The sequence below is a fragment of the Streptomyces sp. NPDC001108 genome (assembly GCF_053598535.1).
In genome coordinates this window covers 36,896-49,871 of sequence record NZ_JBSFKL010000009.1, presented here as the reverse complement: position 1 = coordinate 49,871, position 12,976 = coordinate 36,896, and the positions used below count along the sequence as shown (strand labels likewise).

Annotated in this window: 8 protein-coding genes; 4 read left to right on the top strand and 4 right to left on the bottom strand. The window is 73.8% G+C overall.

Translation table 11 applies throughout. The features are described from left to right. Positions 1-353: 353 nt before the first annotated feature. From prfB to ACWC97_RS20750, 3 genes are all read right to left on the bottom strand, one after another. The gene (prfB, locus tag ACWC97_RS20760) at positions 354-1,460 is read right to left on the bottom strand and encodes a peptide chain release factor 2 (protein WP_352273660.1); all 1,107 of its coding nucleotides are present in this window, start codon (positions 1,458-1,460) and stop codon (positions 354-356) included. Between the two features lie 100 nt (positions 1,461-1,560). After that, positions 1,561-2,799, bottom strand: a complete 1,239-nt coding sequence (locus ACWC97_RS20755) for a serine/threonine-protein kinase (RefSeq protein ID WP_352273659.1) — start codon at positions 2,797-2,799, stop codon at positions 1,561-1,563. A gap of 231 nt (positions 2,800-3,030) precedes the next feature. Further along, positions 3,031-4,674: a serine/threonine-protein kinase gene (locus tag ACWC97_RS20750; protein WP_352273658.1), complete on the bottom strand. Its 1,644-nt coding sequence runs from the start codon at positions 4,672-4,674 to the stop codon at positions 3,031-3,033. 553 nt (positions 4,675-5,227) lie between these two features. On the opposite strand from ACWC97_RS20750, the gene ACWC97_RS20745 reads away from it, so the two are divergent. The 4 genes from ACWC97_RS20745 (at position 5,228) to ACWC97_RS20730 (ending at position 12,452) form a co-directional block, all read left to right on the top strand. Continuing rightward, positions 5,228-8,587 (top strand): FHA domain-containing protein, encoded by a 3,360-nt coding sequence (locus ACWC97_RS20745; protein ID WP_450650786.1) that lies wholly within the window; start codon positions 5,228-5,230, stop codon positions 8,585-8,587. A gap of 187 nt (positions 8,588-8,774) precedes the next feature. Further along, on the top strand, positions 8,775-10,130 hold the full coding sequence (locus ACWC97_RS20740) for an ABC transporter substrate-binding protein (protein ID WP_450650784.1): 1,356 nt from the start codon (positions 8,775-8,777) through the stop codon (positions 10,128-10,130). A 4-nt stretch (positions 10,131-10,134) separates the two neighbouring features. Further along, positions 10,135-11,532 carry a carbohydrate ABC transporter permease gene (locus tag ACWC97_RS20735; RefSeq protein WP_352273655.1) on the top strand — a complete coding sequence of 466 codons (1,398 nt, stop codon included), beginning with the start codon at positions 10,135-10,137 and terminating at the stop codon, positions 11,530-11,532. Then, positions 11,529-12,452: a carbohydrate ABC transporter permease gene (locus tag ACWC97_RS20730; protein WP_352273654.1), complete on the top strand. Its 924-nt coding sequence runs from the start codon at positions 11,529-11,531 to the stop codon at positions 12,450-12,452. The genes ACWC97_RS20735 and ACWC97_RS20730 overlap by 4 nt, the downstream gene beginning before the upstream one ends. A gap of 105 nt (positions 12,453-12,557) precedes the next feature. Here ACWC97_RS20730 and ACWC97_RS20725 read toward each other — a convergent pair whose 3' ends face one another. Continuing rightward, positions 12,558-12,932, bottom strand: a complete 375-nt coding sequence (locus tag ACWC97_RS20725) for a DMT family transporter (protein WP_352273653.1) — start codon at positions 12,930-12,932, stop codon at positions 12,558-12,560. Positions 12,933-12,976: the final 44 nt, after the last annotated feature.

Sequence of the window (12,976 nt, the reverse complement as noted above, 5' to 3'; positions counted from 1 at the left end):
CCCAGTAGCTGATCTCGTCAGTGGAGCAGCCATATGCGGGCCCCGGTTCTCCGGAGTTCGCTCCGAACGGCGCCCCACAGAGTCATGGTCATGCCGCCCGCCCCCGTTCACACCTGTCCCAGACATACGCATGCTGCCCTAGCACCTTGGCCACGGTTAAGGACTACGTCAAGGCCGTTCCGTGCGCTATGCGCCGGTTTGGTCGCAGTTGGTCACCAGACAGAGGCAGGACTGTGACGCACTCCCCACGGCGCCCGCACGAGCGGTGGCACCAACTCCCCCACAGGCAACGGAAAACGGCGGTGCCGGAGACCGCTCGGGTCTCCGGCACCGCCGGGAAGGCTGTGCGCCGACTACTTCTCGCGCTGCTTGCGCCAGCGGATACCGGCTTCCAGGAAGCCGTCGATCTCGCCGTTGAAGACCGCTTCCGGGTTGCCCATCTCGAACTCCGTACGCAGGTCCTTGACCATCTGGTACGGGTGCAGGACGTACGACCGCATCTGGTTGCCCCAGGAGTTGCCGCCGTCGCCCTTGAGGGCGTCCATCTTGGCCTGCTCCTCCTGGCGGCGGCGTTCGAGCAGCTTCGCCTGGAGGACGTTCATCGCGGACGCCTTGTTCTGGATCTGCGAGCGCTCGTTCTGGCAGGAGACCACGATGCCGGTCGGCAGGTGGGTCAGCCGGACCGCGGAGTCCGTGGTGTTGACGCCCTGGCCGCCGGGGCCCGAGGAGCGGTACACGTCCACGCGCAGCTCGGACTCGTCGATCTCGATGTGGTCGGTCTGCTCGACCACCGGCAGCACCTCGACGCCCGCGAAGGACGTCTGGCGGCGGCCCTGGTTGTCGAAGGGGGAGATCCGGACGAGCCGGTGGGTGCCCTGCTCGACGGAGAGCGTGCCGTAGGCGTACGGCACCTGGACGGCGAAGGTGGTCGACTTGATGCCGGCCTCCTCCGCGTACGACGTCTCGTAGACCTCGGTCTTGTAGCCGTGGCGCTCGGCCCAGCGGATGTACATGCGCTGGAGCTTCTCGGCGAAGTCGGCCGCGTCCACGCCACCGGCCTCGGCGCGGATGTTGACGAGGGCCTCGCGGGCGTCGTACTCGCCGGACAGGAGGGTGCGGACCTCCATCTCGTCCAGCGCCTTGCGGACCGCCTCCAGCTCCGCCTCGGCCTCGGCCAGCGCGTCGGCGTCGCCCTCGTCCTCGGCGAGCTCGAAGAGGACTCCGAGGTCGTCGATCCGGCCGCGGAGCGCCTCCGTCTTGCGGACCTCGGCCTGGAGGTGGGAAAGCTTGCTGGTGATCTTCTGCGCCGCCTCGGGATCGTCCCAGAGGGAGGGCGCGGCCGCCTGCTCCTCAAGCACGGCGATGTCCGCCCTCAGCGCATCCAGGTCCAGGACGGCCTCGATCGACCCCATGGTCGAGGAGAGGGACTTCAGCTCTTCGGAAATATCGACGACTGCCACGGGTCCAGCGTAACGGCTGTCGGCGCGGACATTCCTCGGGCCGTCCGTTTCCTCCCGCAATCAGCCGCGCCGGACGCCCCGAGGCCGCCCCAGGACCGGGTCAGGGCGCCTCCGGCGCCGAGGTTCCCGGCTTCCCGTCGGGGGCGTCCGCGTCGTCGCCGCCCAGCGCCAGCGCGCCGCCCAGACCGAGCGCGGCCAGCAGCACCAGGGCCGCGGCGCCCAGCACGATGCGGCGCTTGCGGACCGCGGCGGACTTGTTCCGGGCCGAGCCGGGGCGGGGGGCGCCCGGGGAGCGGGGGGCCCGCGCGGTGCCCCGGGGGCCGCCGGAGAGCTCGTCGGGGGCCGGGACGCGCATGCTCGTGTGGGTGTCCCGGTTGGAGTCGGCGGACGAACCGGGGACCAGCGGCACCGCGCCGCGACGGCGGGGCTCCTCGGCGGCGGGGGCGTACTCCCGCTCGTCGTGGGCACCGGCCTCCGGCTCGGCGTCCGGCTCGTCCACGTCGAGCGGCGGGATGCCGGCCAGCTGCGGGAGCTGCTCGCGCAGCCGGGCCGCGAGCTCGGAGGCGCGCAGCCGGGAGGCGGGGGCCTTGGCCAGGCACTGGACCAGGAGCTGCCAGAGTTCCTCGGGGATGCCGGGGAGCGGGACGACCGTCTCCGTCACGTGCCGCCGCAGGACCGCGCCGGGGTGTCCGCCGCCGAAGGGCGTGAAACCGGCGAGCAGTTCGTACAGGACCGTGGCGAGGGCGTAGATGTCGACGGCGGCGCGCGGCGGCAGCCCCTCGACTATCTCGGGCGCCAGGTAGTCCGGCGTACCGATGATCTTGCTGGACTTGGTGCGTCTCGGGGTGTCGATCAGCTTGGCCACGCCGAAGTCGGTGAGCAGCGCCGGGTGCGCGCCGCCGGGGCCGAGCGGGCCCTCCATGTCGAGCAGGATGTTCTCCGGCTTGACGTCGCGGTGGACCACCCCGGCGGCGTGCGCGGCGGCGAGGCCGTCCGCGACGTCCGCGATGATCGCCACGGCCGCCTCGGGGGCCAGCCGTCGTTCGCGGTCCAGGCGGGTGCGCAGGTCGGTGCCGCGCACCAGGTCCATGACCAGGGCCAGGTCGTTGCCGTCGACCACGAGGTCGCGGACGGCGACGACGTGCGGGTGGTCGAGACCGAGTAGGGCGGTGCGCTCCTGGACGAAGCGGCCGACGAGCTCCTGGTCGGACGCGAGGTCCTCGCGGAGCAGCTTGATGGCCACCGGGCCGTCGGGCCCCTCGCCGAGCCAGACCGTGCCCGCGCTGCCGCGCCCCAGGATCTGGTGTGCGGTGTACCGGCTGCCGATATTCCGTGCCAAGACTGCTCCCTCAGCGGCTGGCGATGAACCGTCGCTCATGACCCCCGGTCGACAAAGTTACGCGTCGGCCGAGTGGTTGAGTGCCCGGGATGGCGCCAGACCTCACTTCCGCGGGCGATATGCGATGGAAACTGGCCCGCGGAAGTCGACATAGCTACAGAGTTGATGGGGTCGCGGCCGCATCGGCCGCCGGTGCGGCGGCCGTTGGGGGCCGCCGCGTGCGGTGGTCGCTCAGGGGTTTCCGTCGCCGCCCAGCTTGGAGATCCAGTCGCCGATGGTGGAGACCGTGTCGCTGATCGCCTTCCAGTAGCTCTTGCCCTGGCCGATCCAGTCCTGGAGCGGGGTCAGTTCCCAGATCAGCCAGCCGGCGACGAAGAGCAGGACCAGCGTGAACAGGCAGCCCTTGAGGCAGCCCAGACCGGGGATGCGCATCGGGTTGGCGCTGCGCTGCCTCGGTTCGCGGGGCGGACGCGGGGCAGGCGGCTGCGGCTGCTGGGGCGCCGGCTGCTGCGGGGGCGCGTACTGCTGGCGCTGCTGCTGGGGCTGGTACTGCTGCTGGGGCTGCGGTTGGTACTGCTGCTGGGGGTAGTGCTGTTGCTGCTGGTACTGCTGCTGCGGCGGCTGGCGCCTCTGCTGGTGCTGCTGGGGCTGCGGCTGGGGGCGCTGGGGGCGACGGCGGAGCGGGTCCTCGCTCGGGTCGAGGTACTGGACCTGGGTCTGCTCGTTGCGGTCGCGGGCGGCCCGGAGCTGGGACTGCCAGGGGTGCGGCTCCTCGGGCTGCGGAGGGCCGTCCGGGCGCGGGGGCACGGGGGGCAGCACCGAGGTCGGGTCGGCGTGTCCGCCCGCGCCCGGCCCGGTCTGCGGCAGGACGCTGGTGGCGGCGGCCGGGTCGTACGAGCCCGCGTTGCTCGGCAGCACCTGGGTCGGGTCCGCCGCGCCCGGGGTCCCCGGGACGGCCGCGGGGGCCGGGTCGGGGGCGAGCAGGGCGCCCACGCCGTCGGCCGCGGCGATCTGGGCGGAGGTGGCGTGCACGCCGATGCCCTCGGCGACGACGCGCAGGCCGCGGGCGAGGTTCTCGGCGCTGGGCCGCCGGTCGGGGTCCTTGCTCAGGCAGCGCTCTATCACCGTCCACAGCGGGGCCGGGACGTTGCCGGGGCGGACCGGGTCCTCGCTGAGGTGCCGCTGCAGGACTTCGAGGGCGGTGCCGCCGGCGAACGGCGGGCGGCCGGTGACCAGCTCGTACAGCAGGATGCCCGCGCCGTAGATGTCGACGGCGGAGGTCTGCGGGCGGCCCTCGGCGGACTCGGGCGCCACGTAGGCGGGGGTGCCGACGAACTCGTGGGTGCGGGTGAGCCCCGGGGAGTCGGCGAGCCGGGCGATGCCGAAGTCGGTGAGCATCGGGCGCATCCCGCCGCCGCTCTCGTCCAGCAGGACGTTGGCGGGCTTCAGGTCGCGGTGGACGACGCCGTCGGCGTGGCTGGCGGCGAGCGCGTCGGCGATCTGCGCGGTGAGCAGGGCGGCGGCGACCGGGGTGAGCGGGCCGTTCTCGCGCAGGTAGCGGTGCAGATCGGGGCCGTCGATCAGGTCCATGACCAGGGCGAGGAGATCGCCCTCGACGACCAGGTCGCGAGTGCGCACGATGTTCTCGTGGGTGAGCCGGAGCAGCACGGAGCGCTCACGGAGGAAGCGCATCACGACATCGGCGTCGTTGGCCAGCTCCTCCTTCAGGACCTTGATCGCCACGGTCTCGCCGGGCTGACCGGCGACGGCCGCCTCGGCGCCCGCGGTCTCCCGCTGGCGGGCCCGCCAGACGGTGCCCGTGGCGCCGCGTCCCAGCGGCTCCTCCAGGAGGTACTTGCTGCCTACCGGCCGCACGTCATGCGCTCCCTGCAGATCGTGGTGCTTACGGTGTTCCCGGCTTCCGCCCGGGAGTTCCGGCTAACTCTAAGGGGTGTCCCGTGGACACCCTTTGGCCTCTCGTCAAACTGTCACCGTCGGTCATGGGACGACGGTTTCCGGACAGATCCCCGGGACAGCCCCGGGGCCTCCCATCAGCCCGTACGCCCTGGCGGCCCCTCTCGGAAGGACAGGGACGTTCCCGGAACAAGACGCCCTTTCCGGGCCGATGGTTGCCGCACTCGCGTTCGAGATGTCGCTCCGCAGACACTTCCGGAACGGCTCCGTCCCCGCAAGCGCCGCTCCAAGCAGGCACTTATGGGCGCACAGCCGACGTTTCAAGATCGTTAAGCGGTGACCCGCGGGCACGATGTCAGTGGCAAGTGCGAGGATGCCTCCAGCACGGACTGTGGGGTCGGGCCCCTCGGTGCGTGACGAACCCGTACCGGACGACGCGTCCGCGGCGGGCGGGGGGAGTCACAGGGCGTTTCCCCTGCTCGGCGCGGCGCGCAGAAGGGACCGCTGAACGGCGATGCAGATCCGGCTGACCGTCCTCGCGCCGCGCAGCGGCCAGACCCCGGCGCGCGCGTGCGACGTGCTGGTCACCGCCCCGCCCGGGACGGCCCTGGCCACCGTGGCCTCCCAGCTCGCGACGGCCGTCCTCGGTCCCGAGGGCCAGCTCGGCGGCGGCGCGGTGGTGCTGTACGCCGGGCGCGAGCGGCTCGACGGGCAGCGCTCCGCGCTGGGCGAGCCGCCGCTGGTGGACGGCGCGGTGCTCTCGCTCCAGGTTCCCGGCGAGGACGAGGCGGTGGACGACGCCGTCCCGGCGCGGCTGCACGTGGTCGCGGGGCCGGACGCGGGCGGGGTCCATCTGCTGCACGGCGGCCGGATCCGCATCGGCCGCTCCGCCGACGCCGACGTACCGCTCGACGACCCCGACGTGTCCCGGCTGCACTGCGCGGTGACGGTCCTGGGCGACGGCACGGTCTCGGTGGCCGATCTCGGCTCCACCAACGGCACCCTGCTCGACGGCGCGGCGGTCCACGACCGCCCGGTCCGGCTGAAGCCCGGCGCACTGCTGCGGCTCGGCGAGTCCACGCTCCGGCTGACGTCCGGCGCGCCGACCCCCGCCCTGACCACCGCCCCCGACGGCGAGGGCCACCTCCGGGTCTCCGGCACCGCCGACCGCACCGGCCCGGACCATGTCGCGCCCACCGACGACCCCTCCCTCAGCGCCCCCGGCTCCCCCGACCCCGGTCCGGCGTACGACGACGCGGCACCGTCCGGTGCGGCCGGACCGGCCGCACCGGACGGCGGGGCCCCCCGCCGGGGCGGGATCGGCGCCTGGGCCCGCCGCCTCGCGGGCGGCCGGGGCGAGGCCGCCCAGTCCGCCGAGGGCCACGGAGGTCCGGGCCCCGCCGCGTCCGGCCCCGCCCCGGCCCCGCCGGGCGGCGCGGAGCGGAGCGCCTGGCCCGATCCGGCGGAGGTGCTGCTGACCGCGCTCGGCCCGGGGCCCCGGCTCTGGGAGCGCGCCGCCGGCCACCCCGAGGCGCTCGTGGTGCGGCTCGGCACGACCGACCGGGCGGAGCTGCCCTCGGTGCCGGTGACGGTGGGGCTGCGGGAGGCCGGTTCGCTCGGGCTCGCCGGGCCGCGGACGAGGCTGGCCGGGCTCGCCCGGTCCGTGGTGGCGCAGCTCGCCGCGCTGCACTCCCCGGCCGATCTGGAGATCGTGCTGATCAGCGTGGACCGGGCGCGCGGCGCGGAGGAGCGCAGACGCGAGTGGGCCTGGCTCGGCTGGCTGCCCCATCTGCGCCCGGCGCACGGCCAGGACTGCCGCCTGCTCCTCGCCCACGACCGCGACCAGGCCACCGCCCGGCTCGCCGAACTGGCCCGCCGGCTGGACGACGGCCCGCTCGGGCCCGGCTGGGCCAGCCAGGACCGGGCCACGGTCGCCGAGGCCGCGGCGCGGTACGCGGGTCCGTACACGGTGGTGGTCCTCGACGGCGACCCGGGCTCGGCCGCGCTGCGGGAGAACGCCGCCCGGCTGGCCGCCGCCGGTGCCGCGGCGGGCATCCATCTGATCTGTCTGGCCGAAACCCCGGCCGCCACCCCCACCTCACCGGTCGCGGCGACGTACGAGGCCGCCTGCCACGCCTCGATCCCCTTCCGCGAGTGCGGAGCGGTGGCGATGCTCAGTGGCGACGTGGCGACGGCGCTGCGGCTGCTGCGGACGGCGGACGGGCAGGCCGCCGGGCGCGGCACGGTCGCCGCGGTGGACGCGGTGTCGGCGCACTGGGCGGAGCGGTTCGGCCGGGCCCTGGCGCCGCTGCGCGCGGAGGGGGCGGCCCCGGCGCACGGCCGGCCGGCGGCCGCGCTGCCGACGACCGCCCGGCTCCTGGACGAGCTGGGACTGGCCCGCGCCACCCCGGCGTCCCTGATGGCCCGCTGGGCCTCCACCGCCGACGAGCAGCCCGGCGCCCCGGTGCGCGGTGCGGGCCGCCGGCCGGACGGCGGCCCCGCCCTGGAGGGCCGCGACCCGGAGGGTACGGAGCACCCGCGCGCGGCGGGCCCCCGGGTGGGGGCGCAGCGGGTGGGCGGTGCCCCGTTCCCGGGCAGCGAGCACGCCACCCATGTCGGCGCCCCCGGTCATGTGCTGCTTCCCGGGGACGGGCTGGACGCGCCCGGCTCCGGGCGCACCGTCGCCGGTTCCGGTGGTCCGCGTGCCGCCGCTTCCGGGCCCGGGTCCTCGCGCCGGGTGAGCGGGGAGCGCGGCGTGGACGCCCCCCGGATCTCCACGGCGCCCGCGGCCGCCGTCCCGGCCTCCGCGGACGGCTCCGCCGGGTCCGAGGGGTCCGTGACGGTCGGGCGGCCCATGGTGGTGCTCGGGGCCGGGCCCCGGGGCCCGGTCGGCGTCGACCTGTCCGAGGAGGGCCCGCACCTGCTGATCGAGGGGCCGGCCGGCAGTGGGCGTACGGAGCTGCTGCGGGCCGTCGCCGCCTCGCTCGCCTCGGCCGCCCGCCCCGATCAACTGGGTCTGATGCTGGTCGACGGCGCGGGCGGGGACCGGGGCGAGGGCCTCGGCCCCTGCATGGAGCTGCCGCACGCCTTCTCCCATCTGGTCGCCTCCGATCCGGTGCGGATGCGGGAGTTCGCCCAGGAGCTGAGCGGCGAGCTGAAGCGCCGGGCCGAGCTGCTCGGCCCGTACGACTTCGCCGAGTGGCACCACCGGCAGGAGGTGGCGCGGCGGCTGGTCGGCCAGCGTCCGGCGTCGGCCGCGGAGCAGCGCGGTGATGTGGACGCCCCGGCGAGCGGGACGCTCCGGCTTCGTTCCACGCCCCGGCCCGCCGCGCCCGGCCCCTCCCCGCTGCCCCGGCTCGTGGTGCTGGCGGACGACTTCGACGCGCTGGTCGCCCCGGCGCTCGGCAGTCCGGGGCGCCCCGCCGCCGGTTCGGTGGTGCGGGCCCTGGAGGCGGTGGCCCGGGAGGGCGGGCGGCTGGGCGTCCACCTGGTCGCGGCGTCCGCCCGGCCCGACCGCACGGAGGACACGGACCTGGCCCACGGGGCCCGGCTGCGGATCGTGCTGGACGCCCCGGCGGTGCCGCGCGCGCCGGAGGACCCGGCGCCCGGCCGGGGCCGGCTCGGCCATCCGGACGGGCGGGTAACCCCCTTCCAGGGGGGCCGGGTGACGGGCCGCATCCCGCGTACGGCCACGCTGCGCCCCACCGTCGTACCGCTGGAGTGGGAGCGGATGGGCGATCCGCCGACCCGGCGCCCGGTCCGCGAGCTGGGCAACGGGCCGACCGATCTGGCCCTGCTGGCCAGTGCGCTGGAGTGGGCGGCCCGCTCGGTCGACGCCGATCCGATAGCGCCGCTCGGTCCCGTCCCCTCCTGACCGCGTCGCGCCCGGCACTCCGCCGGTCGCGTCCGTCCGGGCCGGGTCCGGACATGCCCCGACAATGCTCTGACCTCACGTCACGAGCCCATCACGATAAGGGAGTTGAGTCGGAGGTCGGTATTGCGGGCCCCCGGCGCCCGGCGTAGGACTGTGCGCACACGACGATGTGAGAGACGGGGAAGCAATGCGCACAACCCTTCGGATCAGCAGGGCCGTCGCGGTGGTCACCGCCGCCGGCGCCCTCGCCCTCACCGGGTGCAGCAACGAGGAGAAGCCCAGCACACCGGGAACGGACAGCGGCAAGGGCGGCTCGTCGAGCGTCTCGCTGCCCAAGCTGAACGGCCAGAAGCTCTCGGTCGCGGCGGTCTGGACCGGCACCGAGCAGGCCAACTTCGTCAAGGTGCTCAAGGAGTTCGAGAGCCGCACGGGCGCGGAGGTCACCTTCGTCCCGGCGCAGGACCCGATCGTCAACTTCCTCGGTACGAAGATCGCGGGCGGTCAGCCGCCGGACGTCGCGATGATCCCGCAGGTCGGCGCGGTCCAGCAGGCCGCGCAGAAGAAGTGGGCGAAGCCGGTCGGCCCCGAGGCCAAGGCGCAGCTGGCCAAGAACTACTCCCAGGTCTGGCAGGACCTCGGCACGGTGGACGGCACCCAGTACGGCGTCTACTTCAAGGCCGCCAACAAGTCCCTGGTCTGGTACAACGCCAAGGCGTTCGAGAACGCGGGCGCGAGCGAACCGAAGACCTGGAAGGACTTCCTGAAGACCGCCGAGACGGTCTCCGCCTCCGGCGTCACCCCGGTCTCGGTCGGCGGCGCGGACGGCTGGACGCTCACCGACTGGTTCGAGAACGTCTACCTCTCCCAGGCCGGTCCGGAGAAGTACGACCAGCTGGCCCAGCACAAGATCAAGTGGACGGACCCGTCCGTCAAGGACGCGCTGACCACGCTGGCCGAGCTCTTCGGCAAGCCGTCGCTGATCGCGGGCGGCGCCGACGGGGCGCTCCAGACGGAGTTCCCGGCCTCGGTCACCCAGACCTTCACCGGGGGCGACCAGCCCAAGGCCGCCATGGTCTACGAGGGCGACTTCGTGGCCGTCAACATCGCGCAGACGAAGGCGAAGATCGGGACCGACGCCAAGGTGTTCCCGTTCCCCTCGGTCGGTGCCGAGGCGCCGGTGGTGACCGGGGGCGACGCGGCGGTGGCCCTGAAGGACGGCAAGGGCGCCCAGGCGCTGCTGACCTGGCTGGCCTCGGCGGACGCCGCGAAGATCATGGCCGAGCAGGGCGGGTTCATCTCGCCGAACAAGGGCCTGGACGACGCCGCGTACCCGAACGAGGTGCAGCGCACGATGGCGAAGGCGCTGATCGGGGCCGGTGACGCGGTCCGGTTCGACATGTCCGACCAGGCCCCGCAGTCGTTCGGCGGGACGCCCGGCAAGGGCGAGTGGAAGATCCTCCAGGACTTCCTGAAGAACCCGAAGGACGTCGCGGGGACCCAGGCCGCGCTGGAGTCCGCCGCGGCCAAGGCGTACAAGAGCTGACGCGATGACGACAGCCGCAGCGGGGGGCGCCGGAGCGGTGCCCCCCGCCGACACGCACATGTCCGAAGATCCGACGCCCGACGACCGGTCCTCCGGCCTCCGGCCGCGCGGCCGGAGCGTGACCGGGACCCGCCGGCTGGTCGCGGCGCTCTTCCTGGCGCCCGCGCTGGTGCTGCTGGGCGCGCTGGTGGTCTATCCGATCGTGTACTCCGTCTACCGGTCGTTCCTCGACCAGGCGGGTACGGGCTTCGCCGGACTCGACAACTACAAGGCGCTGTTCACCGACGACACCATCCGTACGGCGATCAAGAACAACGCGATCTGGGTGGTGGTGGCGCCCACGGTCTCCACCGCCCTCGGGCTGATCTTCGCGGTCCTCACCGAGCGCATCCGCTGGGGCACCGCGTTCAAGCTCATCGTGTTCATGCCGATGGCGATCTCCATGCTCGCCGCGGGGATCATCTTCCGGCTGGTGTACGACGCCGCCCCGGAGCGCGGGGTGGCCAACGCCGTCTGGGTGGGGGTGCACGACACGTTCAACGAGTCGTCGAGCTTCCCGAAGGCGCATCCGCTGCCCGTCCACCCGGTCAAGGCGGGCGGGGGCGGTTCCTTCGTCACCAAGGAGCCGGTGCGGGCCGGGCGGCCGGTCCATCTGCCGCTGGTGGGTGTGGCCCCGGGGGACATGCCGAAGGACGCGAAGCCCGCGAAGGAGGCCGCGGCGGGCGGCGGCGCGGTCTCCGGCACCGCCTGGCTGGACTTCACCCGGGGCGGTGGCGGGCGGCCCGACGTCATCGACGCCAAGGAGCTGGGCCTCAAGGGGCTGAAGGTCGAGGCGGTGAAGGACGGGAAGGTCGTCGCCTCGGCGACGGCGGCCGCGGACGGCACGTTCGCCCTCCCCGCGGCGGCGGACGGCGCCCTGCTCCGGCTGCCCGCCTCGAACTTCGCGGAGCCGTACAACGGGGTGGAGTGGCTGGGCCCGGCGCTCGTCACGCCCGGGATCATCGGCTCGTACGTCTGGATGTGGGCCGGGTTCGCGATGGTGCTGATCGCGGCGGGGCTCGCCGGGCTGCCGCGTGAACTCCTCGAAGCGGCCCGGGTCGACGGGGCGAACGAGTGGCAGGTGTTCCGCCGGATCACGGTGCCGATGCTGGCACCGGTGCTGACGGTGGTGCTGGTCACGCTGATGATCAACGTCCTGAAGGTCTTCGACCTGGTCTTCATCATCGCGCCGGGCTCCTCGCAGGCCGACGCGAACGTGCTCGCGCTCCAGCTCTACCGCTCGTCGTTCGGCACGGACGCGGATCTGGGGATCGGCAGCGCCATCGCCGTACTCCTGCTGCTGCTGGTACTCCCGGTGATGTACGTGAACATCCGCCGGATCCGGAAGGAGGGGCGCCGATGACGACACCGTCGACCACGGCAGCGTCCACGGCCACCCGCACGACCGCCGGGGACGCCCCGGCGAAGGCCGGGCGGTCGCTCGGCGCCCGGCTCGCCGCCCGGGTGGGCGGCGGCGCGGTGCGGGTCTTCCTGGTCCTGGTGGCCCTGTTCTGGCTGATGCCGACGGTGGGGCTGCTGCTGTCCTCGCTGCGCGGCGCGGACGACATCGCGTCGAGCGGCTGGTGGAAGGTCTTCACGGCCCCCACCCAGCTCACCTTCGACAACTACGCCCGGCTGCTGGAGAACTCCACCATCACCGGCTCGCTCCTCAACACGATCATGATCACGGTGCCGGCGACGGTGCTGGTGGTGGTGATCGGCTCGCTGGCCGGATACGCCTTCGCCTGGCTGGACTTCCCCGGCCGCGACTGGTGGTTCCTGCTGGTCGTGGGGTTGCTGGTGGTGCCGGTGCAGGTCGCGCTGGTCCCGGTCTCCAAGCTGTTCGGGGCGGTCGGGATCTTCGAGACGACGTTCGGCGTGGTCCTCTTCCACACGGCCTTCGGCCTGCCGTTCGCGACGTTCCTGCTGCGGAACTTCTTCGCGGAGATCCCCCGGGAGTTGCTGGAGGCGGCCCGGCTGGACGGGGCGGGCGAGATCCGGCTCTTCACCCGGGTCGTGATGCCGCTCGGCGGTCCGGCGATCGCCTCGCTCGGGATCTTCCAGTTCCTCTGGGTGTGGAACGACATGCTGGTCGCGCTGATCTTCGCGGACTCGGGCTCACCGCCGATCACGGTCGCCCTCCAGCAGCAGGTACGGCAGTTCGGCAACAACATCGACGTGCTGGCGCCGGGCGCCTTCGTGTCGATGGTGATCCCGCTTGCGGTCTTCTTCGCCTTCCAGCGCCACTTCGTCTCCGGAGTGATGGCGGGCGCTGTCAAGTAGCGGGACCGGCCGAGCGGTCGGCGCGGCGGGGGCCGTACGGGTCCGGGGACGTCCCGGGCCCGTACGGCCCTCGTCCGGCCTGATCCGAACGAAGGACCCCGGCCGTCAGCGCTGCTGTCCGGCCATCACCGTGATCAGGCCGACGATCACCAGCAGCGAGCCGCCCCAGGTCCACATCGAGGTCCGCTCGTGCAGCACGGTCGCCCCGGCCAGCACGATCAGCAGATAGCCGAGGGCGTTGAACGGATAGGCGATGGAGAGCGGCACCTTCGCCAGGGTCGCCATCCAGGCCAGCGCGGACACCCCGAAGACCAGCAGCCCGAGGACGACCCAGGGGCTGGTCGCCGCCCGCATCGCGACGGAACCGCCGCCGTGGTCCGCGGCGGCCGCGGCGGTCTTCATCCCGTGCTTGAGCATGATCTGGCCGCCCGCCGAGGAGAACACGGCGAACAGCAGCAGCGTCAGACTGGGAAGGGTCAAGGTCCTGCTCCTGACTGCGGGGCCCGGCGGCCGCCGCTCCGGCT